Source organism: Sinorhizobium sp. KGO-5 (assembly GCF_036245905.1).
Lineage (GTDB): Bacteria > Pseudomonadota > Alphaproteobacteria > Rhizobiales > Rhizobiaceae > Sinorhizobium > Sinorhizobium meliloti_A.
Genome location: NZ_BDIZ01000001.1, coordinates 1,656,207 through 1,679,968, shown reverse-complemented (window position 1 = coordinate 1,679,968; position 23,762 = coordinate 1,656,207). Strand labels below are relative to the sequence as shown.

The 23,762-nt window shown below is 62.5% G+C and carries 22 protein-coding genes; 11 read left to right on the top strand and 11 right to left on the bottom strand.

The window, feature by feature from the left end; genetic code table 11:
- Positions 1-14: 14 nt before the first annotated feature.
- Together BHD07_RS07940 and BHD07_RS07935 are read left to right on the top strand one after the other, a co-directional pair.
- Positions 15-554 (top strand): GNAT family N-acetyltransferase, encoded by a 540-nt coding sequence (locus tag BHD07_RS07940; RefSeq protein ID WP_338278916.1) that lies wholly within the window; start codon positions 15-17, stop codon positions 552-554.
- Positions 555-1,119: 565 nt separating this feature from the next.
- Positions 1,120-1,470 (top strand): hypothetical protein, encoded by a 351-nt coding sequence (locus BHD07_RS07935; RefSeq protein WP_018094726.1) that lies wholly within the window; start codon positions 1,120-1,122, stop codon positions 1,468-1,470.
- A gap of 85 nt (positions 1,471-1,555) precedes the next feature.
- On the opposite strand, the gene BHD07_RS07930 is transcribed toward BHD07_RS07935, so the two are convergent.
- The 7 genes from BHD07_RS07930 to BHD07_RS07900 form a co-directional block, all read right to left on the bottom strand.
- A complete protein-coding gene (locus BHD07_RS07930) occupies positions 1,556-2,176 on the bottom strand; it encodes a riboflavin synthase (protein ID WP_275596482.1) in 621 nt (206 codons plus the stop codon).
- A complete protein-coding gene (gene ribD, locus BHD07_RS07925; RefSeq protein ID WP_338278914.1) occupies positions 2,177-3,361 on the bottom strand; it encodes a bifunctional diaminohydroxyphosphoribosylaminopyrimidine deaminase/5-amino-6-(5-phosphoribosylamino)uracil reductase RibD in 1,185 nt (394 codons plus the stop codon).
- A gap of 17 nt (positions 3,362-3,378) precedes the next feature.
- Positions 3,379-3,852: a transcriptional regulator NrdR gene (gene nrdR / locus BHD07_RS07920; protein ID WP_003529310.1), complete on the bottom strand. Its 474-nt coding sequence runs from the start codon at positions 3,850-3,852 to the stop codon at positions 3,379-3,381.
- 12 nt (positions 3,853-3,864) lie between these two features.
- Positions 3,865-5,160, bottom strand: coding sequence for a serine hydroxymethyltransferase (glyA, locus tag BHD07_RS07915; RefSeq protein ID WP_338278905.1), 1,296 nt, complete (start codon positions 5,158-5,160; stop codon positions 3,865-3,867).
- 184 nt (positions 5,161-5,344) lie between these two features.
- Positions 5,345-6,676, bottom strand: coding sequence for a L,D-transpeptidase family protein (locus BHD07_RS07910; RefSeq protein ID WP_100672155.1), 1,332 nt, complete (start codon positions 6,674-6,676; stop codon positions 5,345-5,347).
- Positions 6,677-7,097: 421 nt separating this feature from the next.
- The gene (gene ldtR, locus BHD07_RS07905; protein WP_018094721.1) at positions 7,098-7,610 is read right to left on the bottom strand and encodes a transcriptional regulator LdtR; all 513 of its coding nucleotides are present in this window, start codon (positions 7,608-7,610) and stop codon (positions 7,098-7,100) included.
- A 130-nt stretch (positions 7,611-7,740) separates the two neighbouring features.
- Positions 7,741-8,178: a DUF6163 family protein gene (locus BHD07_RS07900; RefSeq protein WP_033047253.1), complete on the bottom strand. Its 438-nt coding sequence runs from the start codon at positions 8,176-8,178 to the stop codon at positions 7,741-7,743.
- Between the two features lie 180 nt (positions 8,179-8,358).
- On the opposite strand from BHD07_RS07900, the gene hemB reads away from it, so the two are divergent.
- The 4 genes from hemB to BHD07_RS07880 all read left to right on the top strand — a co-directional run bounded on the left by hemB (position 8,359) and on the right by BHD07_RS07880 (position 11,704).
- Positions 8,359-9,372: a porphobilinogen synthase gene (gene hemB, locus BHD07_RS07895; protein ID WP_338278901.1), complete on the top strand. Its 1,014-nt coding sequence runs from the start codon at positions 8,359-8,361 to the stop codon at positions 9,370-9,372.
- Between the two features lie 83 nt (positions 9,373-9,455).
- Entirely contained in the window at positions 9,456-9,920 is a 465-nt protein-coding gene (locus BHD07_RS07890; RefSeq protein ID WP_003529322.1) for an RDD family protein, read from the top strand.
- Between the two features lie 95 nt (positions 9,921-10,015).
- Positions 10,016-10,795 (top strand): arginyltransferase, encoded by a 780-nt coding sequence (locus BHD07_RS07885; RefSeq protein ID WP_100672152.1) that lies wholly within the window; start codon positions 10,016-10,018, stop codon positions 10,793-10,795.
- Positions 10,796-10,798: 3 nt separating this feature from the next.
- Positions 10,799-11,704: a DMT family transporter gene (locus BHD07_RS07880; protein WP_324763201.1), complete on the top strand. Its 906-nt coding sequence runs from the start codon at positions 10,799-10,801 to the stop codon at positions 11,702-11,704.
- Positions 11,705-11,790: 86 nt separating this feature from the next.
- Here BHD07_RS07880 and BHD07_RS07875 read toward each other — a convergent pair whose 3' ends face one another.
- Both BHD07_RS07875 and parC read right to left on the bottom strand, forming a co-directional pair.
- Positions 11,791-12,129 (bottom strand): ArsR/SmtB family transcription factor, encoded by a 339-nt coding sequence (locus BHD07_RS07875; RefSeq protein WP_100672150.1) that lies wholly within the window; start codon positions 12,127-12,129, stop codon positions 11,791-11,793.
- Positions 12,130-12,288: 159 nt separating this feature from the next.
- Positions 12,289-14,565, bottom strand: coding sequence for a DNA topoisomerase IV subunit A (gene parC / locus BHD07_RS07870; RefSeq protein WP_338278895.1), 2,277 nt, complete (start codon positions 14,563-14,565; stop codon positions 12,289-12,291).
- Between the two features lie 183 nt (positions 14,566-14,748).
- Here parC and BHD07_RS07865 point away from each other — a divergent pair, with 183 nt between their 5' ends.
- The 3 genes from BHD07_RS07865 (at position 14,749) to groL (ending at position 18,094) form a co-directional block, all read left to right on the top strand.
- Entirely contained in the window at positions 14,749-15,939 is a 1,191-nt protein-coding gene (locus tag BHD07_RS07865) for a hypothetical protein (protein WP_100672148.1), read from the top strand.
- A gap of 174 nt (positions 15,940-16,113) precedes the next feature.
- Positions 16,114-16,332 (top strand): hypothetical protein, encoded by a 219-nt coding sequence (locus BHD07_RS07860; protein WP_100672147.1) that lies wholly within the window; start codon positions 16,114-16,116, stop codon positions 16,330-16,332.
- A gap of 133 nt (positions 16,333-16,465) precedes the next feature.
- Positions 16,466-18,094 (top strand): chaperonin GroEL, encoded by a 1,629-nt coding sequence (groL, locus tag BHD07_RS07855; RefSeq protein WP_100672146.1) that lies wholly within the window; start codon positions 16,466-16,468, stop codon positions 18,092-18,094.
- Positions 18,095-18,219: 125 nt separating this feature from the next.
- Here groL and BHD07_RS07850 read toward each other — a convergent pair whose 3' ends face one another.
- Both BHD07_RS07850 and aspS read right to left on the bottom strand, forming a co-directional pair.
- On the bottom strand, positions 18,220-18,600 hold the full coding sequence (locus BHD07_RS07850; RefSeq protein WP_100672145.1) for a rhodanese-like domain-containing protein: 381 nt from the start codon (positions 18,598-18,600) through the stop codon (positions 18,220-18,222).
- 174 nt (positions 18,601-18,774) lie between these two features.
- Positions 18,775-20,562 (bottom strand): aspartate--tRNA ligase, encoded by a 1,788-nt coding sequence (gene aspS, locus BHD07_RS07845; RefSeq protein ID WP_018094709.1) that lies wholly within the window; start codon positions 20,560-20,562, stop codon positions 18,775-18,777.
- Between the two features lie 302 nt (positions 20,563-20,864).
- On the opposite strand from aspS, the gene BHD07_RS07840 reads away from it, so the two are divergent.
- Positions 20,865-22,100: an MFS transporter gene (locus tag BHD07_RS07840; protein ID WP_445190476.1), complete on the top strand. Its 1,236-nt coding sequence runs from the start codon at positions 20,865-20,867 to the stop codon at positions 22,098-22,100.
- A 133-nt stretch (positions 22,101-22,233) separates the two neighbouring features.
- On the top strand, positions 22,234-23,691 hold the full coding sequence (locus BHD07_RS07835) for a multicopper oxidase family protein (RefSeq protein ID WP_338278890.1): 1,458 nt from the start codon (positions 22,234-22,236) through the stop codon (positions 23,689-23,691).
- Positions 23,692-23,762 lie beyond the last annotated feature (71 nt).

Genomic DNA, 23,762 nt, shown 5'->3' with positions numbered 1-23,762 from the left:
CAAGCGGAGCGACAATGCACAGCGTCCCCACGATCGAGACCGAGCGGCTATTCCTGCGCCCCTACCGGCGCGACGACTTTCCTTCCTATTGCGCACTCTTCGGCGACGAGGAAGTGACCCGCTATACCGGCGGCGTGCCGTACACGCGCGAACAGTCCTGGACGCGATTCCTGCGCCAGGTCGGCATGTGGCACTACTTCGGCTTCGGCTTCTTCGCGATCCAGGACAAGCAAAGCGGCGCCTTTATCGGAGAGGCCGGCTTCCACGAAGCGCATCGCCAGATCACGCCCACGCTGGAGGGAACGATGGAGACGGGCTGGGCGATTTCACCGAAAAACCACGGCCGCGGACTGGCGACGGAAGCCGTGACCGCCGCCCTCGCCTGGGCCGACCGTCAGTTTCCCGTGCTGAGGAAGACCTGCATCATCGAACCGGGCAACCAGGCTTCGATCAATGTCGCCCTGAAACACGGTTTCAAGGAATTCTGGCGCACGACCTATAACGGCCGGCCGATGGTCATGTTCGAAAGGCGGCCGAAGGGATCGGAAGCTTAGACCGGGAAAGAGTATGTGGGGTTTTCCGCCCGCTGAAGGAAGCTTTTCGAAGGACTGCAACCTCTCCTCTTCCTCATCCCTGTGCTCGTCACAGGGATGAGAGCAGCGCCGCGTCCGCGGCGCGGGAAGCGTTCTTTCAGCCCAAGGACTTGGTCTGGCTGGATTCCTGTGACAAGCACAGGAATGAGGAAATCAAACAAGCGGCCGCGGTGGCCCATTCTCAACAGGCGTTAAAGCACTTCCAGGAAAGCTTCCTACGGCGCCGCGCGGATCGCAGAAGCGGAAGATGAACAATTCTTAATTATTTTCAGCCGTTTACGCCACCGAAACGGCCACATTCCGGTCCACTTTCATGACCGTTGGCACGGCGCGAGATCCCAGTCGGACGCGAACAAGGCGCAGTACCAACCAGTCGAAACGGTCCAGCTTTCTTCGCTGCGGGTGACATCACCCGTAAACGACCCGTGCTGGCCTGCAGGCTGCGCCTCAGAGAAGCAAAACGGCCGTGGCAGATCTACGGACCGATCGTCACCGGGGGCAGCCGCAAAACCAAAGGAGCATGACAATGAACAGCATTGCGAAAATCTCCGTCATCGCCACCCTCTCCGCCCTTACCTTCGCCGGCATCTCCCAGGCGGCGAGCGTCGAAATGAACTGGCCTGACCGGATCGACCAGACCGTGCGCACCTTCAAGGGCGACAATTTCCGCGTCGTCGATGTCGACACGTTGAGCCGTCTGAATCAGACCCGTATGCGGGTCGACGAGGCGACACCGGGGCAGCGCGCCGCATTGCGAGCCGCCGTCGAAGCCAACAGACCGCTGCTCGCTTCGCTCAGGGCACGCAATGTCGAAATCGACAACGTCGCCGCGGCGACGCAGGCGGCCGATGGCGGACTGACGATCTATCTGCGCTGATGTTTTCGGCCGGCTGCCCGACAAACTCGTCCGCCCCCATTTCGGGGGCGGACTTTTTTGACGAGCGATTTCTTTCGGCCGGACGTTACTCGTCCTTGGGAGCCGGGAATTCCGCCAATCGCGCCGCGTAGCGCGCCATCGTGTCCACCTCGAAATTGACGAGATCACCGGACTTGCGTTCGCCCCAGGTCGTCACTTCGAGCGAATGACGGATCAGCAATACGTCGAACTCGACACCATCCACCTTGTTCACGGTGAGCGACGTTCCGTCGAGCGCCACCGAGCCCTTGGGGGCGACGAATTTCGCGAGATGTTCGGGTGCCCTGAGGCGGAAGCGCACCGCCTCCCCCTCCGCTTCGACCGCGAGGATCTCCGCCTTGCCGTCGACATGGCCGGACACGATGTGGCCGCCCAGTTCGTCGCCGATCTTCAGCGAGCGCTCGAGATTGATGCGCGTCCCCTCCCGCCAGTCGGCGATCGTCGTCAGCCTCAGCGCTTCCTCCCATGCCTCGACCTCGAACCAGCGCTCGTTGCTGCCCGCTTCCGGCAGTGACGTGACGGTCAGGCAGATGCCGGCATGCGCGATGGAGGCGCCCAGATCGATGGTCTGAGGGTCGTAATTGGTGGCGACACGAAGCTTGATGCCTTCCTTGAGGGGTGAAGCTTTCTCGACCGTGCCGATATCGGTGATGATGCCTGTGAACATTCAGCTTTCTCTCTCATAGTCCTCGAACAGATCGTCGCCGTAACGCGCCGTGCGGCGAAGCGAGAAGCCCTCCGGCACCGACGTCCTCTGAAATGGGGATGGAATGCCGCCTTCGCCAATCGCCGGCGGGCAGGTGAAGAGCAGGATTCGGTCCACCAGATCCGCATCGAGAAACGAACGCGCCGCCCGGGCCCCACCCTCCACGAGCAGGGAGGAGATGCCCCGGGACGCAAGTGCGGCCAGTAGGTCGGGGATGGTATCGGCGTTCAGCAGCTCGGCTCCTGCCGCTTCGAGGCCAGCTCGCCTGGCGTCGTAATCGACCTCTCTCTCCGCGAGCGCAGAGAGAGGCATCAGCGCGCTGCCTGGCTGCCCCTCATCCACCCTTCGGGCACCTTCTCCCCATATGCGGGGAGAAGGGAATCCTGCATCACCCGCAACCACAATCAGCGGAACGTCGCGCGCCGTGCGGACCAATTTCGAGTCGAGCGGCAGATCGAGCCGGCGGTCGAGCACGATACGGATCGGAGAGCGCTCCTCCAGTCCCGGGATCCGCACCGTGAGTTGCGGATCGTCGGCAACGGCCGTACCGATACCCACAAGAATCGCGTCCGTCTCGGCTCGCAATATCTGCACCTGAGCGCGAGCGACGGCACCGGAAATCCTCACCTGCCCCTCGCCTTTCCGGCCGATCATGCCATCGGCGGAAACCGCAAGTTTCAGAGTCACATGCGGACGTTTCTTCTGCTGACGCATGAGGTAGGCCTCGAGCACGCGCCCGCCCTCTTCGTGGAGCGTGCCGATGTCGACGGCAATCCCCGCGTCGCGCAGCATCACCACCCCGCGGCCGGCGACGCGTTCGTCGGGATCGAGGATGGAAACGACGACGCGGGCGATCCCCGAAGCGATCAGCGCCTCCGCGCAGGGCGGGGTCTTGCCATGATGCGAACAGGGTTCGAGGGTGACATAGGCGGTCGCTCCCCTCGCCTGTTCGCCGGCCTCCGCAAGCGCCTGTGTTTCCGCATGCGGCCGCCCGCCCGAAGCGGTCACGGCTCGGCCGACGATCGTCCCTTCGTTGACAATGATGCAGCCGACCGAGGGATTGGTGGAAGTCAGGCCGAGATTGCGTCTTGCAAGCCGCAGCGCCGCCGCCATGAAACGTTCGTCTTCACGTGTCGGCTCGCCCATACCCCGTGGTCTCCGGCCTATTCGCCCGGATCGCGGGCAATCTTGGCGCTTATCTCGGCAATCACCTTTTCGAAATCTTCCGCATGGGAGAAATCGCGATAGACAGACGCGTAGCGCACGAAGGCAACGTCGTCGAGGCTCTTCAACGCCTCGAGCACCTGAAGGCCGATTTCCTCCGAGGGAATTTCGGTTTCGCCCGAGCTTTCGAGCCGGCGGACGATGCCCGACACCGCCCGTTCGATCCGGTCGCGATCCACCGGGCGCTTGCGAAGCGCGATCTCGAAGGAGCGCAGCAGCTTATCCCGGTCGAAAGGAACCTTCCGACCGGTCTTCTTGATGATCATCAGCTCACGCAGCTGCACCCGCTCGAAGGTCGTGAAGCGGCCGCCGCAATCCGGGCAGATGCGGCGGCGGCGAATGGCGTTCCCGTCCTCTGCCGGACGGGAATCCTTCACCTGACTGTCTTCGGAACCGCAATAGGGGCAGCGCATGCAGCCGTCCGATCACATATAGCCGTACATCGGGAAGCGGTCGGTGAGCTTGATCACCTTCTCGCGCACGCCAGCCTCGACTGCGGCATTGCCCTCGTCGGAATTGACGACCTTGAGACCGTCGAGCACCTCGACGATCAGTTCGCCGATCTCCTTGAACTCCGCCTCCTTGAAGCCGCGCGTCGTACCGGCCGGTGCACCGAGGCGCACGCCGGAGGTGACGAAGGGCTTTTCGGGGTCGAAGGGAATGCCGTTCTTGTTGCAGGTGACGTAGGCACGGCCGAGAGCAGCTTCGGCACGCTTGCCGGTCGCGTTCTTCTTGCGCAGGTCGACCAGCATCAGGTGGTTGTCGGTACCGCCCGAGACGATGTCGAGTCCGTTGGCCTTCAAGGTTTCGGCAAGGGTGCGGGCGTTCTTGACGACCTGGGCCGCATAATCCTTGAAGGAGGGCTGCAGCGCCTCGCCAAGCGCGACTGCCTTGGCGGCAATCACGTGCATCAGCGGACCACCTTGGAGACCGGGGAAGACCGCGGAATTGATCTTCTTGGCGATTTCCTCGTCATTGGTAAGGATCATGCCGCCGCGAGGTCCGCGCAGGGACTTGTGCGTGGTGGTCGTCGCAACATGGCAATGCGGGAACGGCGACGGATGCTGGCCACCGGCCACGAGGCCGGCAATGTGCGCCATGTCGACCATCAGCCACGCGCCCACCTCGTCGGCGATCTCGCGGAAGCGCTTCCAGTCCCATATGCGGGAATAGGCCGTTCCGCCGGCGATGATCAGCTTCGGCTTTTGCTCGCGCGCCTTCTTGGCCACCTCGTCCATGTCGAGAAGGTGATCGTCTTGACGCACGCCGTAGGAAACGACGTTGAACCATTTGCCCGACATGTTCACCGGGGACCCATGCGTCAGGTGGCCGCCGGAATTGAGGTCGAGGCCCATGAAGGTGTCGCCCGGCTGCAGCAGCGCCAGGAAGACCGCCTGGTTCATCTGCGAGCCCGAATTCGGCTGAACGTTGGCGAAGTTGACGCCGAAGAGCTTCTTGGCACGCTCGATCGCGAGTTCCTCGGCGATATCGACATACTGGCAGCCGCCGTAATAGCGCTTGCCCGGGTAACCCTCGGCATATTTGTTGGTCATTATCGAGCCCTGCGCCTCGAGCACGGCCCGTGAAACGATGTTCTCGGAGGCGATCAGCTCGATCTCATGGCGCTGGCGACCCAGCTCCTTCTCGATCGCACCGAAGATCTCCGGATCGCTGTCGGCGAGAGAGCGGGTGAAGAAAGCGTCGTTGGTCTGTGAAAGCATCGGCTCGAGGCTCCTCTGAAGGGTGGCTGTTCTTTAGCTTCCTCGCACGCGGAGAGCAATATCCGCTATGCGGATTGCGTCATTTCCGCCATCCGCCGCGCCGGGTTCGCACAGCCGTCTCCAATTGAAAAAGCCGCGCGTTCGTGGAACGCGCGGCCTGTGATGAGGAATGCGGCTTCTCTGCTTATTGCGGCAGGGCGTCTGCGTCGATGGGACCGGCAGATTGCTCGATCCCCGTCGTCGTTTGCAGCGCGAGTTCGGCCGCACCGTCGCGCTGGTAGATATCGTCGCGGAACTGGACGACACGGTCTTTTGCCGACCAGGCGGTTATATAGGTGAAGTAGACCGGGACCTCTTCGGCAAGCTTGATCGGCGTGTTGACGCCGGATTTGATCGTCGCCTCGATCTGCTGACGCGCCCAGCCGGGCGTTTCCTTGAGCAGCCAGGTGGAGAGGTCGCGCACGTTCTGGACGCGCACGCAGCCGGACGATTCGAAGCGCATTAGCTTGTTGAACAGGCCCTGCTGTGGCGTGTCGTGCATGTAGACGGCGTGCTCGTTGTGGAAGTTGATCTTCGTCGAGGACATCGCGTTGATCTTGCCGGGGTCCTGGCGGAACATCAGGTTCGGCGCCTTCTCGGCCTGCCAGTCGATGGTTTCCGGCGACACTTCGTTGCCGTTGCCGTCGAGAAGGCGGATCGCGTTGCGCTCGAGATAGGTCGGATCCTTGCGCATCAGCGGCATGATATCCTTCTGGATGATCGAGCGCGGCGCCGTCCAGTAGGGGTTGAGGATGACCTCGTAGATCTTTGAATTGAGGATCGGCGACTGGCGGTCGATCTTGCCGACGATGGCCGTATGGCGCAACGCGACTCGGCCGTTCTCCACTGCTTCGATATAGGCAGCAGGGATGTTGACCATGACGTAGCGCCGTCCGAGGTCGCCGGACATCGACTGGAGCCGTACGAGGTTTGTTTCGAGCTGGGCGAGCCGGGTCGAGGCGTCGACGTTCATGGCCTTCAGGGAATATTCGCCGATCACGCCGTCGGCCGGAAGGCCGTGGCGCGCCTGGAAGCGCTTGACCGCGCCGTCGACGTAGGAGTCGAAGGAAGAGGAAATGCCGGCAGACTGCGGCAGATCGCCGGAGATCATCAGGCGCTGACGCAACTGCTGGACGGAAGGATCGGTAACGCCGATTTCGAGCCTTTGGGTGCTCGCAGGCGTGACCATCGGCCAGCCTCCGGCGGATGCGATCTGCTGATAATCGAAGATCGCCTGCTGCAAATGTGCGATCGTTTCAGGGCCGAAGACCGGCGTGTTGGAGAGGACCGCAGTGGCCGTGCGCGAAGCCTTCGCATCGAACTGGTCGTCCCAGGAGCCGCGGCGCGGCGAATTGATGATTTCGTTCAGCGCATCCTGGGCGCCGGCGGCGCCTGCCCATGCGGCGGCACCGAAGGTTGCGGCCGAGCGCAGAAATGCGCGGCGCGAGAAAGCATCAATTCCGTTCTTTTTCGACATAGTCCCACCGTCTCAATGCGCCAGAAGCGCGCTGCCCGAGCCCTAAAGCGCATTACGCGATGCGCTTTACGTCTTTGCATTCATGCAAGTCGCGTCCCAAAACCGATCTGCGCTTCTGGGCGACATGCATTAGCACGGCTATGGTTAACAAAGGTAAACCCGCGTGCCACCCGGCCCTCAAATCGCTTCACGTTCCCGCGAACAAGAGCCGCCCCGGCAGGCGAGCCGCGCAACCGACTTCCGTCACATGGACGCGATTGCGCATCTGCCGCACCCAGCGTCGCTGTCACAGCAATATGGCCAATTCGTGTCTCCGCGCCGTCGGCGGGGCGTGGCGCTGCAACTCCATGGCGCAAAAGGCAGCAAAGGTCGGACACGCAGGGATTGCGCCCGACCCTTGAGAATGGAGGGGTATGCCCGATTAAAGGCGATAGAGGATTTGATCGTTCCAGAAGCGGTCGAGACGCTGCAGGAGCTTATTCATCTGGGTGAACTCGTCGCTGCCGATCCCGCCGACCTTCTGGATCGAACCGATGTGGCGCTCATAAAGCTTGGCGACGGTTTCGGCGATCTCCTGCCCGTCTTCCGTGAGGCTGATGCGAACCGAACGGCGGTCGACACGCGAGCGTTGGTGGTTGATCAGGCCGAGATCGACGAGTTTCTTGACGTTGTAGGAAACGTTCGAGCCCAGATAGTAACCGCGGGAGCGAAGTTCGCCGGCGGTCAGTTCGGAGTTGCCGATGTTGAACAGGAGCAGAGCCTGGACGGCATTGACGTCGCTGCGTCCCTGACGGTCGAACTCGTCCTTGATGACGTCGAGCAGGCGGCGATGCAGGCGCTCGACGAGGTGGAGGGATTCCATGTAGAGACCACGGATGGTTTCTTCCTGCGGGTCTCTGGGCGCAACAACCTGCGGCTTCATCTTGGTGTTCATTTTCGTGCCTCACTGTTTCGTTTGGCGGTGTCTCTTTGTCTTCCCGCCTTGAGTGAGACCCTATCGAATACGTATAAAATTCTACTTAAACCGCAGCCTTAACATGAACTTACCGCCGACCGAGCCTGTCTCAGGGTGAATCAACCCTTACCTTCCGCACCTGGCGCAGCCGCTGATAGAGCAGCGCGGCGCGGAAAAGCACGAAAGTGACGGCGACGGATCCGTGGAGCACGATCAGCAACGGACGGTGGCCGAGGATGCCGGGATAGAACTTGTCCATGGCGATCTCCGTCGCGGCGGCAACCACCCAGACGACCGGCCCCCAGGAGACCAGAAGCCAGAGCCCAATGGCGGCAACCGGGTAGACGACTGCAAGGGCCGTGGCGGCCGCGCGCCACTCCGGCGACAGAAGATCGAAACGGCCGGCGCCGCTATGGGAAAAGCCGATCAGCATGGCCCAATAGCTCAATGCGAACCAGAAGCAGGACGCACCGACCAGGCGCAGGAACCAGGCGAAGAGCACCTCGGTGAGCGACGGTTTCGGCACGTGAACAGAATCATGAAGCATGGCCGGCAAGATAGGCCGGGCGTCTGCGAACCACCAGCGCGAAGGACGGGAATGCGCCGCGATGTACTCGACGGGCGGAAGAAATGCCGCAGGCCAATGGCTGGCTATGCGGGTTTTCAACCCCTGAAAGCGCGTGATAAACCGCCTTCACGCACGATCAGGAAAGAGGGACGCGGCGCGATGAACGACAGGACAAATCTTGTGGACAGGATCACCGGACACCGCCGCATGCGCCGCAACCGCAAGGCGGATTGGACGCGCCGGCTGGTCCGGGAGAACCGACTGACGGTGGACGACCTGATCTGGCCGATCTTCGTCGTGCCCGGCAGCGGCATCGCCGAGCCGATCGCTGCGATGCCGGGCGTCAACCGCATGAGCGTCGACAAGGCAGTCGAAGCGGCGAAGGAGGCGGCCGGCCTCGGCATCCCGGCTATCGCCACCTTCCCCAATATCGAAATGGCGCTTCGCGACGAGACCGGGTCCGACAGCCTCAACGCCGACAATCTGATCAATCAGGCGACGCGAGCGATCAAAAAGGCCGTACCCGACATCGGGATCATCACCGATGTCGCGCTCGATCCGTTCACCAGCCACGGGCACGACGGCATCCTGCGGGGCGGCGAGATCGTCAACGACGAGACGGTGGAGGCGATCGCCAGGGCGGCGGTCATTCAGGCCGACGCCGGCTCCGACATCATCGCGCCCTCCGACATGATGGACGGGCGGATCGGCGCGATCCGCGAGGCGCTCGACGCTGCCGGCCACCAGAATGTCGGGATCATGTCCTATGCGACGAAATTCGCCTCCGCCTTCTATGGCCCTTATCGAGAGGCGATCGGCACGGGCGGTCTGCTCCAGGGCGACAAGAAGACCTATTACATCGATCCGTCGAACGGCACGGAGGCGATCCGCGATGCGGCACTCGATGTGGAGGAAGGCGCGGACATGCTGATGGTGAAGCCCGGCCTGCCCTATCTCGATATCTGTTGGCGGATGAAGGAAGCCTTCGGCCTGCCCGTCTTCGCCTATCAGGTTTCCGGCGAATACGCGCAGATCAAGGCTGCCGCCGCCAATGGCTGGATCGACGGGGAGCGGGTGATGCTTGAGACGCTGCTCGCCTTCAAGCGTGCCGGTTGCGACGGTATCCTCAGCTACTTTGCCGTCGACGTAGCTCGCATTCTTGCGAAACGCTGACGCTGGCAGCAGACCGGCCAGTGCATTGTTTTACCGCATTCGCTCCCCATATCTTGGGTGGATAGCAATTTTGGGGCACGCGCATGAGCATGCATAATGAAGAACTGAGGCTTCCGAGCGAGGACTGGCGCGCCTACCAGGGCGTATTGTCACGCAGGATATTCGCCTTCATCATCGATTACCTGATCGTCGCGCTGCTGTGGATACCGGCGGCCGTCGTGGTCTTCTTCCTCGGCATACTGACGCTCGGCCTCGGCTTTCTCCTCTACCCGGTCCTCTTCGCTTTGGTGGCGATGCTCTATTTCGGACTGACCGTCGGCGGCCGCGAGCAGGCATCACCCGGTATGAGGATCATGGGCGTGGCGATCGCCCGGACGGATGGTCGGCCAATGGATTTCCTGACGGCAATCGTCCATCTGGCGATATTCTGGATCGCCAATGCGCTGTTGACGCCGCTCATCCTGCTGATCGGCCTCTTCACCGACCGTGGCCGGCTGTTGCACGACCTGCTGATCGGCACCGTGGCCGTTCGGCGCGACATGTACTGACGGGTCCGTTACGCCGAACGAGTGTGTTGACGTTTTCCATTCTTCGGCCATGCTATTACGATGAGCAACCGCACGAAGAGTGATCCGCCCGCTCGATGAACACGCAGACCGCACCGTCTCCTCAGTTCTACCTGACCGCACCGGCAGCCTGTCCCTATCTGCCGAACCAGATGGAACGGAAGGTATTCACGCATATGGTGGGAGAGCGGGCGCCGGAGCTCAACGACCTGCTGACGCAGGGCGGTTTCCGCCGCTCGCAGAACATCGCTTACCGCCCCGCCTGCGAGACCTGCCGGGCGTGCATTTCCGTGCGCATACTCGCCAACGAATTCGCGCCGACGCGATCCATGCGCCGCGTGCTTGCGGCCAATGGCGACATCGTCTCCGCGGAATATCCGGCCGAGCCATCGAGCGAGCAGTACAATCTCTTCCGGCGCTATCTCGACTGTCGCCATCAGAAAGGCGGCATGTCCGACATGTCGGTGCTCGACTATGCGATGATGGTCGAGGATACCCATGTGCACACGAAGATCATCGAGTACCGGTTGCGGGTCGAAGGCGACGGCATCAACGACAAGGCGCGAGGCCCCCTGATCGCCACGGCGCTCACAGACCGGATGAGCGACGGTCTCTCCATGGTCTATTCCTTCTTCGATCCGGCTCTCTCCGAGCGTTCCCTCGGCACCTATATGATTCTGGATCATATCCGCAGGGCGAAGGAACGCGGTCTGCCGCATGTCTATCTCGGCTATTGGGTCAAGGGATCGCGTAAAATGGGGTACAAAACAAAGTTTTTGCCGCAAGAGCACCTTATGGCCCGCGGCTGGGAGCGCTATTCTGGCGAGCACGATTCCACCAAACCCGCCACGGATTGAAAATTGACCCCATCCACTGACGCCGCCCGGCACCGGCGCGGCCTTGCCATCACCGGCCTCGGCGGCCTTGCGCTCTCCTTCGACATTCCGCTGATCCGGTCGGCAGATGGCGAGGTCTGGTCGATCCTTGCCGTGCGCAGCCTTTCGACCTTCCTCGCCGCGCTCGCCACATGGGTGGTGATCAACCGCCTGCTCGGCCGCCGTGTCGCCCTGATCCCGGGAAAGGCCGGCCTGATCGCCGGTCTCTTCTACGGCATCAACTCCTTCACTTTCCTGCTAGCCGTATTCAATACGTCGACCGCCAACGTCGTTTTCATCCTGGCGTTCACTTCGATGTTCGCGGCAATCCTCTCCTGGATATTTCTTGGGGAGCGCCCCTCCAACGCCACCTTCCTGACGATGGCGGTCATGCTCGTCGGCGTCGGTGTGATCGTCAGCGACGGACTCGAAAGCGGGCATCTCTTCGGCGACGCGATGGCGGCATCCTCGGCCTTCCTGCTCGCAAGCGCGATCACGATCAGCCGCGCCAGCGGCCGCGACATGTCGCTCGTGCCGCTGACGACGGCGGTCTTCCCGGCGATCGCCGGCTTCATGCTTTTGCCGTCCGGCGGCCTCGCGATCGCCGAACCCGCATACATCCTCTTCAACGGACTGGTGATGATCCCGCTTGCCTTCTTCTGTCTGGCGACGGGGCCGCGCTACCTTTCCGCGCCGGAAGTCGGCATGTTCTACCTGCTGGAGACCATTCTGGCGCCGATCTGGGTATGGATCGTCTTTGCGGAGACGCCGACGAACCGAACGCTCCTCGGCGGCACGATCCTCATTCTCGCTTTGCTCGGCCATTCGTTTTGGCAGATGCGGATCAAGGCGGCCAGGGCGCGCATCGCCTGCGTGGAAATTGCGGGATAGGATAGCGTCTCATCCGCCTGCCGGAGGAGGCGCGCTTGCACCGAGGATGGATGCCAAGCGACCACTCCACGTCGCTGTTCGGGCTCCTATCGCTGTTCGGGCGACCCTTCATCCCTGGAGGATTCCTGCATCTGCGACTGCATCGCCCAGAGCTCGCGATTGGTGTCGATCCACTCCGCGGCAATCTCGAGCGGCGCAGGATCGGCCTTGACGAGTTCTTTCCCGCCATTCCACCGCCGGGCAACCAACCCGGCTGTCTCCAGAACGGCAAGATGCCCCGAAAGGACGTCCTCCCCGATGCCGATGGCCGCAGCGATACTCGCCGCAGGCGTCTCGCCGGCAAACAGGACTTCGAATATGCGTCGGCGCATCGGATCGGCCAGCGCCAGCAATGTATCGTCAAGAGCCGAGGTCATCGCGTTCATCTCGCCGCCGCATGGTTGCTCGAATCGGAGCCGATCTAGGGGACATGCAGGAGATCAAGGAATTGCAGCGACATTCGGGATAGCGAGGACACCTGCCCGGGGCTATCCACCAACATTGATCCACGAACGCTCCGCCCTTGCAAGCCCGGTGTTACCGATCTAGCCGCTGAATTTGCCGCTCCGTGGGAAGCCCTTCGGGACGACCCTCCCAGCGCCGGCGCGATCACCCATCCACTCGATCAATTCGTCCCTGGTCTTGGTGAAGACACGGCCGGCGCTGTCTTCCCAGCTAAGCCCTTCGGCGATTGCGAAAGAACGGATATCGGAAACGCCGCCATCCTTGTAGCGCTGGAGACGCACGCCCTTGCCGCGTGCCATCTCGGGAACCTGGACCAGCGGGAAGACGAGCATCTTGCGGTTCTCGCCGACGACGGCGAGATGATCGCCCTTGACCGGAACGACGAGCTTGGCCTCGTCGGGCATGGTGACGTTCATCACCTGCTTGCCCTTGCGCGTGTTGGCCACGATATCGCTCTCGGTGACGACGAAGCCATTGCCGGCCGTGGAAGAGACGATGAGCTTGCGTGCCGGATCGTGCACGAAGGCTGTCAGCACGTCCTGGTCGTTCTCCATATCGACCATGATGCGCAAGGGTTCTCCGTGGCCCCGCCCGCCGGGCAGCTTGTCGCCGCCAAGCGTGTAGGCCTTCCCGCCCGTCGTGAAGATGAGGATCTTGTCCGTCGTCTGCGCGGGGAACGAAACCTTCAGGCCATCGCCATCCTTGAACTGGAGCGAAGACGTATCGCCGATGTGCCCCTTCAAGGCCCGGATCCAGCCTTTCTCCGAGATGACGACGGTGATCGGCTCTTTTTCGATCATCGCCTGCTGAATGGCTTCGACATCCGCGTCAGGCGCGTCAGCGAAGGTGCTGCGGCGCTTGCCGAGTTCGGTCGCCTTGGCGAATTTCTTCTTGACCTCGCCGATCTCCCAGGCGACCGCCTGCCACTGCTTGTCACCAGAGGCGAGCAACGCCTCGATTTCCGCCTTCTCTTTCGACAGCGCGTCGAACTCGGTGCGGATCTCGAATTCTTCGAGCTTGCGCAACGAGCGCAGCCGCATATTGAGGATCGCTTCGGCCTGGACATCGGTGAGCCCGAAGCGCTCGATCATCACGGCCTTCGGCTCATCCTCCTCGCGGATGATGCGGATGACCTCGTCGATGTTGAGATAAGCGATGAGATAGCCGCCGAGGATCTCGAGCCGGCGATCGATTGCGGCGAGCCGGTGGCGCGAGCGCCGCTGCAGGACCTCCCGGCGGTGCGCCAGCCATTCGCTGAGCACCTCGTTGAGCGCCATGACGCGCGGTACGCGGCCCATCGACAGCACATTCATGTTCAGCGGAATGCGGCTCTCGAGTTCGGTCAGCTTGAAGAGCGATTCCATCAGGATATTGGCATCGACCGAGCGGCTCTTCGGCACCAGCACGACGCGGACGTCCTCGGCCGATTCGTCTCTGATGTCCTCGAGAAGCGGCAGTTTGCGTGCGATGAGCAGTTCGGCGATCTTTTCGATCAGGCGGGACTTCTGGACCTGATAGGGAATTTCGGTGACGACGATCTGGAAGCCGCCGCGCCCAAGATCCTCTACCGCCCAGCGTGCCCGGACCCGAAAACCGCCGCGGCCGGTCCGATAGGACTCGGCCATGCTGGCGCGGCTCTCGACGATCACGCCCCCGGTCGGGAAATCCGGCCCTTCGATGCCGCCGCGCTGCGGATTGGCCGGATCGAACAGCAGATCCTCCACCGTCGCATCCGGATGTTTGATGAGATGGAGCGCCGCGTCGCAGAGTTCATGCGCATTGTGCGGCGGGATGGAGGTCGCCATGCCGACGGCGATGCCGGACGCGCCGTTGGCGAGCAGATTCGGGAAGGCACCGGGAAGCACGGTCGGCTCCTGGTCCTCCTCGTTGTAGGTCGGGCGGAAATCGACCGCGTCCTGGTCGATTCCCTCCAGAAGGAGGGCTGCGACCTCGGTCATTTTCGCTTCGGTGTAACGGTAGGCGGCAGCGTTATCGCCGTCGATATTGCCGAAGTTGCCCTGGCCGTCGACGACCGGATAGCGCTGGGAGAAGTCCTGCGCCAGGCGCACCAGCGCATCGTAGACCGACTGGTCGCCATGCGGGTGGAACTTACCGATGACGTCGCCGACGATGCGGGCGCATTTCTTGAACGAGGAATTGGGCCGCAGGCCCATCTCGCTCATGGCATGAATGATCCGGCGATGGACCGGCTTCAGGCCGTCACGAACGTCCGGCAGCGCGCGGTGCATGATGGTCGACAGCGCATAGGCGAGATAACGCTCTTCCAGCGCCGCCTTCAGGTCAACCGGCTGAATGTTGTCGTCCCCGCCAGACGGCGGCAAAAGGCTTTGTCCCATATGTCCTTGCTACCTCAACAGGCGCGGGACGGCAAGAATTCCGGGCTATGCCACTGTGGAGAACGTCACCGGCGGGTGATCCCTGGCCTGCCCCCGCACGAGTTTGCACTTGGCGGCAGAACGGCGCTTGCGTATCGTCCCGGCATGATCGACGCAATCAGAACAATTTCACAAGGAACTCCAATGATACATACGCGCAAAGTCCGCCTGATGCTGGCCAGCGCCGCCCTCCTTACCCTCGCCGGACCGGCCATGGCCCTGGACGGCGCGGACATGATGCAAAAGCTCAATGCGGCGACGTCGCCCAACGGCACTTCGGTGACCTACGACAAGGCGGAGGCCGACGGCGACGTGGTGACGGTCACCGGCATGAAGCTGCAGGTGGTGGCAAAGCCCGGCACGTCCATCGACATAGGCGAGGTGACGTTCGAAGGCGTCGAGGAAAAGGACGGCGGCTACTATGCCGAAACCGTCTCCTTCCCGGATATCGCCGTCAGTGACAAGGATTCAAGCTTCTCGGTCAAGGACATCTCTATCGGCGGCCTGTCCATTCCGGGCAACGCGGCCGGTACCACGATCGATGACATCCTGCTTTACGAAACAGCCGGCACCGGCCCTATGACCGTAAACGTCAAAGGCAAGAACGTCTTCACCGCCGAAAGCACGGAAACCAATCTGACGCGGCAGGAAAACGATGCGGGCTTCGACTTCGACGCGACGCTTGCCGGAATCAAGGCGGATCTGTCGCAAATCGAGGATGCCAAGACCAAGGAAGCGGTCGAGAAGCTTGGGCTGACGACGCTCGATGGCGGAGTCACGATGAAGGGCAGTTGGGAATTGGAAACCGGCAACCTTGCCCTCGACGAATACGCGCTGGACTTCAAGAATGTCGGCCGGCTGAATATCGCCATGGACTTGTCCGGCTATACGCTGCAATTCATGAAGTCGTTGCAGGAGGCAGCCCAAGCGGCTGAGGCCAACCCGAACAAGAAGGAAGCCGATCAGGCGATGGCACTGGCGATGCTCGGCCTGATGCAGCAGCTTACCTTCAATAGCGCCTCGATCCGCTTCGACGATGCATCGATCACGAAAAAGGCGCTCGACTACGCCGGCAGCCAGCAGGGCGTCACCGGCGAACAGCTGGCGCAATCGCTGAAGGGGCTCGTGCCGATCATGATGGCGCAGCTCAATATCCCGGAGCTGCAGAACCAGGTCTCCAGCGCCGTCAGCGCCTTTCTCGACAATCCGAAAAGCCTGACGATCAGCGCTGAGCCGGAAAAGCCCGTGCCGTTCCCGATGATCATGGGGGCTGCAATGGGGGCTCCCAACACCGTCCCGTCCGTGCTCGGCGTCAAGGTGACGGCGAACGACTGATGGCGCTTATGGCGCGGCCACATGCTGACCCCCGGCGGCCTTGTCGCCGGGGTTTTTTTCATCCGCCCGATCGATGATATGATGCATGCTTGATGCTCGCACACGATCGCCTATCTATTTTTTGCGTGCCGACAGTTTGCGCATTCCCGACCGACCAAGCGGAAGGAGGACGCCATGGGACTGAAGCATTCGGATATCACCGCCATCCTCGGCCCTGTCGACGAAACGCTGATGGCTGAACTTCTCGCGACGGGCGCGACCGCGAGTGAACTTGCCGAAGCAATAGCATGGGTCAACAACGACGAGGCGCTGATCGGCGAAGGCCGCCACCTTCCGGCCGGCCGCGTTGCGGCGCTGATCGATATCCTGACGCCCGCCGACGACGAGGAGTGAATGCAATCGGCAGCGGCGGGGAGCACGGCATGCCCTGCTCCCCGCCGACACGCGGCGCTCCAGGAGGAGCGCGCCGGCGGGACGCGAAAGAAGCACGAAGACATTCGGGAATTCCGTGTGGAGGGAGGCATAAATGGCTGCCAAGGAAGTCAAATTCACCAGCGATGCCCGCGATCGGATGCTGCGCGGGGTCGACATCATGGCCAACGCGGTGCGCGTGACTCTGGGACCGAAGGGACGGAACGTCGTCATCGACAGGTCCTTCGGTGCACCGCGGATCACCAAGGACGGGGTTTCGGTCGCCAAGGAAATCGAGCTCGAGGACAAGTTCGAGAACATGGGCGCGCAGATGCTGCGCGAAGTGGCGTCGCGCACCAGCGACATCGCCGGTGACGGCACCACCACGGCCACCGTACTCGCGCAGGCTATCGTCAGGGAGGGCGCCAAGGCCGTCGCATCGGGAATGAACCCGATGGATCTGAAGCGCGGCATCGATCTTGCCGTCGAGGCGATCGTCAAGGAACTCAGGAACAATGCCCGGAAGGTCTCCAAAAATGCCGAAATCGCCCAGGTGGCGACGATTTCGGCCAATGGCGATGCCGAGATCGGCCGCTACCTGGCCGAAGCCATGGAAAAGGTCGGCAATGAGGGCGTGATCACCGTCGAGGAGGCCAAGACCGCCGAGATCGAACTCGAAGTCGTCGAGGGAATGGAATTCGATCGGGGATATCTGTCCCCCTATTTCATCACCAATCAGGAAAAGATGAGGGTGGAGCTGGAAGACGCCTATATCCTGCTTCACGAGAAGAAGCTCTCCAACCTGCAGGCGATGATCCCGATCCTCGAATCGGTCGTCCAATCCGGCAAGCCGCTCCTGATCATTGCCGAAGATGTCGAGGGAGAGGCGCTCGCCACCCTGGTCGTCAACAAGCTTCGCGGCGGCCTGAAGATCGCTGCGGTCAAGGCCCCGGGCTTCGGCGACCGTCGCAAGTCCATGCTGGAAGATATCGCGATCCTGACCGGCGGCACCGTGATTTCCGAGGAACTCGGGATCAAGCTCGAAAACGCCACGATGGATACCCTCGGCCGTGCGAAACGCATCATGGTGGAGAAGGAGACGACGACGATCGTCGACGGCGCCGGATCGAAGGAGGACATCGGCGGCCGCGTCGCACAGATCAAGGCGCAGATCGAGGACACGACCTCGGACTATGATCGGGAGAAGCTGCAGGAGCGGCTTGCCAAGCTCGCGGGCGGCGTCGCCGTCATCCGCGTTGGCGGCTCGACCGAAGTGGAGGTCAAGGAGAAGAAGGACCGGGTCGACGATGCGCTGCATGCAACGCGCGCGGCGGTCGAGGAAGGCATTCTGCCCGGCGGCGGCGTGGCGCTGTTGCGGGTCGTGAGTGCGCTCAACGGTCTTGCGACCGCCAATGACGACCAGCGCGTGGGCATCGAGATCGTCCGCCGCGCGATCGAGGCACCCGTGCGTCAGATCGCCGAGAACGCCGGCGCCGAGGGATCGATTATCGTCGGGAAGCTGCGCGAGAAACAGGATTTCGCCTTTGGCTGGAACGCACAGACCGGAGAATTCGGCGATCTCTTCCAAATGGGCGTGATCGATCCCGCGAAGGTCGTGCGCGCCGCGCTTCAGGACGCTGCCTCCATCGCCGGTCTCCTCGTGACGACGGAAGCGATGATCGCCGAGAAACCGCAGAAGGACGGGCAGCCGCAGATGCCGCCTGGCGGCGGAATGGACTTTTAAGAAGCGTCCGCGGGCGGCGCAGGCGGCGAGCGCCAGCAACGTATGCCGGAGGCGGAGCGCCCCGCGAGGCGCCTTCGCCTACTTGCGAGGCCGACGAGGGGCGAAGTTCCGTTTGATATGCGCGCTCACGCCGGTTCTGTATCGATGCCCGCCTCGGCCAGATCCTTGAAGCCGCCGATGTTGTAGACGGCCGAATATCCCATGTCCTGCAGGGTCTTGCCCGCAAGAGCGGAACGGCCGCCGGAGGCACAATGCAGAAGGATGGTCTTGTCCTTCTGAAAGAGCTGATTGTGGTACTGGCTTTCCGGATCTGCCCGAAACTCCAGCATGCCCCGCGAGACGTTTACCGCCCCCTTGATCCTGCCGGTTTGCTGGACTTCTGTCGGATCACGGACGTCCACGATCAACACATCACCGGCGCGCATCTTCTCGGCCGCCTCGGCGGGAGACAATTTCGGGACTGCACCGTTTGCTTCCGCGAGCAGATCCTTGACGGTCTTGATCATTGTTCCCCTCCAACCGATGGTTTGCACGGAAAGGAAACGCCTCGAAACATCCGCTGTCAAGGCGAGCGTCACGGAGCGCGTTCGGGGACACACTCCTCCCGCGCTTCGCAACAAGAACCGGATCAAAAAAAACCCGGCGAGATCATCGCCGGGTTCCTTCGGTGTCGAAGAAGATCAATCCTTCTTCTGCGGGATCGGTCGGATCGAGAGTTCCCTGAGTTGTGCAGGCGTCGCCTGAGAAGGCGCGCCCATCAGCAGATCCTGGGCCTGCTGGTTCATGGGGAACAGCGAAATCTCGCGCAGGTTCTTGGCGCCGACGAGCAGCATGACGATGCGATCGATGCCGAAGGCCATGCCGCCATGCGGCGGGGCACCGTACTGGAACGCACGGTAGAGACCGCCGAACCGCTCTTCGACGTCGGCCTGGCTCAGCCCCACATTCTCGAAAGCCTTGACCATCAGTTCCGGCGACTGGTTACGGATCGAGCCCGAGGCGATCTCGAAGCCGTTGCAGACCATGTCGTATTGGAACGCCTTGATCGACAGGAGATCGTCGCTCGAAAGCGCGGTCAGACCGCCCTGCGGCATCGAGAAGGGGTTGTGGGCGAAGTCGACACGCTTTTCCTCCTCGTTCCATTCATAGAACGGGAAGTCCACGATCCAGCACAGCTCGTAGCGATCGCGGTCGACGAGGTTCAGTTCCTCGCCGGCCCTGGTGCGAGCCTCGCCGGCGAATTTGTAGAACTTCGCCGGCTCGCCAGCCACGAAGAAGCAGGCGTCGCCATCTTCGAGGCCGAGCTGCGTGCGGATCGCGTCGGTTCGTTCCTCGCCGATATTCTTGGCCAGCGGACCGGCGCCTTCGAGCTTCTCGCCCTCCTTGCGCCAGAAGATGTAGCCGAGACCCGGCTGACCCTGGCTCTGGGCCCAGGCGTTCATACGATCGCAGAATGCGCGGGAGCCGCCGGTCTTGGCGGGAATGGCCCAGATCTCCACCTTCGGATTGGAGGCGATCATGTTGGCGAAGACCTTGAAGCCGGATCCGGCGAAATGCTGCGTGACTTCCTGCATCTCGATGGGGTTGCGCAGATCCGGCTTGTCGGAACCGTATTTGCGGATCGCCGTGTCGTAGGGAATGCGCGGGAACTTGTCGGTCACCGGCTTGCCGCCGGCAAAGTCCGAGAAGATCGCCCGGATCATCGGCTCCATGGCGTCCCAGACGTCTTCCTGCTCGACGAAGCTCATTTCGAGGTCGAGCTGGTAGAACTCCCCGGGCAGCCGGTCGGCGCGCGGATCCTCGTCGCGGAAACAGGGCGCGATCTGAAAGTAACGGTCGAAGCCGGCGACCATCAGAAGCTGCTTGTACTGCTGCGGCGCCTGCGGCAGTGCATAGAAGTTGCCGGGGTGAATGCGGCTCGGCACCAGGAAGTCACGCGCACCTTCCGGCGAAGAGGCCGTCAGGATCGGCGTCGTATATTCGGTGAAGCCGATGTCGCCCATCCGCCGGCGCATGGCGGCGATGATCTCGGTGCGCCTGACGATGTTCTTGTGCAGCGTCTCGCGGCGGAGATCCAGGAAGCGGTATTTCAGGCGCACGTCTTCCGGATAGTCCGGCTCGCCGAACACCGGCAGCGGCAGTTCCTTGGCGGCCGAGAGGACCTCGATCTCGCGGGCATAGAGTTCGACCTCGCCGGTGGGCATGTTCTTGTTGACCGTATCGTCGGTGCGCGCCTTGACGGCACCGTCGACGCGAATGACCCATTCGCCGCGCACGGTCTCGGCGGTCTTGAAGGCCGGCGAATCCGGATCGGCGACGACCTGGGTCATGCCATAATGGTCGCGCAGGTCGATGAAGAGCACACCGCCGTGATCGCGGACGCGGTGAACCCAGCCGGAAAGGCGAACGGTGGAGCCGACATCCGACTTGCGGAGGGCGGCACAGGTGTGGCTGCGGTAACGGTGCATCGTATAGTCCCGGAATTGCTTAAAGGCCGCGCAGCTCGCAGAACGGCGCAGGGCGGCAGGTCAAAGTCGGGCGGAAAAGCGCATGATGCGCCGGTTTTGTCAAGGCCGCGGCGCGCCGGCGGCAGGAGCGCCGGCCCGGTCTTGCAAGTTGCCCGGGTCCACCACGGCCGCGAGGGGTAGCGCGCAAATTTGGACACGAGTGGTCACAAATTGCTACTGTTCCCGCGCGTCAGCCACGGTTAAACAGGGGCAAGGGTCGCGTATCGCGCGAGTCGCGGCCGCAATCGGATGCCTTCTGTTCCATGTCCCAGATTCGCCCGCTCATCCCGTTGCTCGTCACCGCAGGCATTCTGATCGGCGGCAACGGGTTGCAGGGCACGTTCATCTCCTTGAGAGCGCTCGAAGAAGGCTTCTCGACCTCGCTGATCGGCGTAATCGGCGCCGGCTACAATGTCGGCTTTGCAATCGGCTGCGTCTACGTCACCCGCATTCTGAGGGCGATCGGCCATATCCGCACCTTTTCGGCGATGGCAGCCATCGCTTCCGCCGCTGCGATCGCCATGGTGCTGGTCATCGATCCGTGGTTCTGGTTCCTGATGCGGCTCGTCGCCGGCATCTGCTTCGCGAGCCTCTTCGCTACGGTCGAGAGCTGGTTGAATGCCAGCGTCACCAACGGCAACCGCGCGCGCACCCTATCGATCTATCGCCTCGTCGATCTCGGCTCGGTGACGGCTGCACAATATGCAATTCCCGGCATCGGAATCGGCGGCTTCGAGCTTTTCGCCATCATCTCGATGGCGCTGACGCTTTCGCTCGTGCCGATCTCCTTTGCCGACCGGTCGAGCCCGGTTGCACCGGAAGCGATACGCTTCGACGTGAAGGCGCTCTGGAACATCTCGCCGCTGGCCACCATCGGCTGCATCGTCGTCGGCCTCACCAATGCCGCGTTCCGCTCGCTCGGCCCTATCTATGCGCAGGAGATCGGCCTTTCGGTGACGGCGATCGCGACCTTCATGAGCGCCGGCATCATCGGCGGCGTCGTGCTCCAATATCCGCTGGGGTATTACTCCGACCGGATCGACCGCAGGCTGATCATCCTGATCGCCACCTTCGGCTCCCTTCTCGCGGGGCTCTTCCTCGCCTTCGTCGCCGGGAACGACGAGTGGTTGAACTTCGCCGGCATCTTCGCCTTCGGCGCATTCGCGATGCCGCTCTTCTCGCTCTGCTCCGCGCATGCCAACGACCATGCGGCCGAAGGCCAGCATGCGCTGGTTTCCGCCGGGATGCTGTTCTTCTGGTCGCTCGGAGCCATCATCGGGCCGCTCCTCGCATCCTTCCTGCTCGAGATCTGCGAACCGCCGGTGCTCTTCATGTATACGGCAGCAATCCTGGCGCTCTTCATGGCCTATACGATCCGGCGCATGACTGCGCGCAAACCCGTTCCAGCCGAGGAAAGGTCGATGCGGTTTCGCAGCCTTCTGCGCACATCGTCCTTCTTCAACAAGCTTGCGGGCGGCCAGACGCGGAAAGAGCCTTGATCCAACAGGGTGGCAACAAGGCGTGGGCTGCCGAATTGCTGAAAGTGAAAATCAGGTTTAATAACGGGCCGGATCATTTTTCGGGGGCCGATCGGCTTTGCCCCTTCTTCCGGAACAGACAAGCAAGATACAGATGCTCGATCGCCGAATGTTTCTCCAGGGTTCAGCCGCACTTGGCGGCGCCTTCGCGCTCGGCGCCGGTCTTGCCGCGAGGGCGGGCGCAGCGCCCGATCCGCAGATCCTGACGGCGCGGTTCACGGAGGCACAGATAGCGGCCGGCGGCATCACCCCCCGGGTCATGACCTATGATCCCCGGGTCACGGCGCATGATCCCCGGGGTATCGCGCATGATCCCCGAGTCATCCTGCATGATCCCGGCAACCCGGCAAGCGCCGCCATGCCGCCCGTCTTGAGGATGCGCAAGGGCGAACCCTTCGCGGCGAGACTGGTCAACCGTCTCGACGAACCGACGACCGTTCATTGGCATGGCCTGAGGATCGCCAATGCGATGGACGGCGTGCCGGAGATGACGCAGCCCTATGTCTATCCCGGCGACGGGTTCGACTATCTCTTCACACCGCCGGACGCCGGCACCTTCTGGTACCACCCGCACTGCAATACGCTGATGCAGATGGGGAGCGGCCTGACCGGCGTGATCGTCGTCGAGAACCCGGAGGATCCGACCTTCGATTCCGAGATCGTTCTCAACCTCAGGGACTGGCGGCTCGGCGCCGGCGGCGAGTTCATCGCCCCTTTCAAACCGCGGGATGCGGCGCGCGGCGGAACCTATGGAACGGTGAGAACCGCGAACTGGCAGCGCGAGCCGGTCTACGACGTTCCCGCCGGCGGGCTCGTCCGCGTGAGGATCGCCGCAACCGACGTCACGCGCATCTACACGATCGGGCTCGAAGGCGCTGAGGCCCGGGTGATCGCGCTCGACGGCAACCCGGTCGAAATCCCCTTCGCGCTCGACCGGCTCGACCTCGGCCCCGGCCAGCGCGCCGACCTTGCGCTTCGCATGCCGCAAAGCGAGGGCCAACGGGCAAGGCTTGGCAATTTTCGCGGCTCCAGCCCCTGGACGATCGCAGCCTTCCGGGCAGTCGGCACTTCGCTGAAGCGGGACCTCCGGGATGTCGCACCCCTGCCCCTGAACCCCATTGCCGAAGCCGACATTTCCACCGCCAGGCGCATCCCGATCGAACTCACTGCAACGGCCGAGCACGAGCCGGCCCCCTCGATCTGCGGCTCGCTCGGCTATACTTTCTGGGCGATCAACAAGGTACCGTGGCCCGGTGACACGCCCGATCCGGTCGCCCCGATCGATGAACTCAAATTCGGGAAAAGCTATGTCCTGGAGATCGCCAACCGCACGCCGCATGCCCATCCGATCCATCTGCATGGGCTGAGCTTCCGCGTTCTCGCCTCGAACAAGCGGAGCCTGTTGCCGCCGCCGACCGACACGATCCTGCTCTTGCCGGACGAGCAGGCGCAGCTCGCACTGGTCGCGGACAATCCCGGGGACTGGGTGTTCCATTGCCATATCATCGAACATCAAAAGACCGGGATGTCGGCTTATTTCCGGGTCGCCTGACAATTTCCATTGTGACAGGTGCCGTGAAACGGTACACGGGGAAACTCAAAGCCGCATTTTTGCCACAGTGA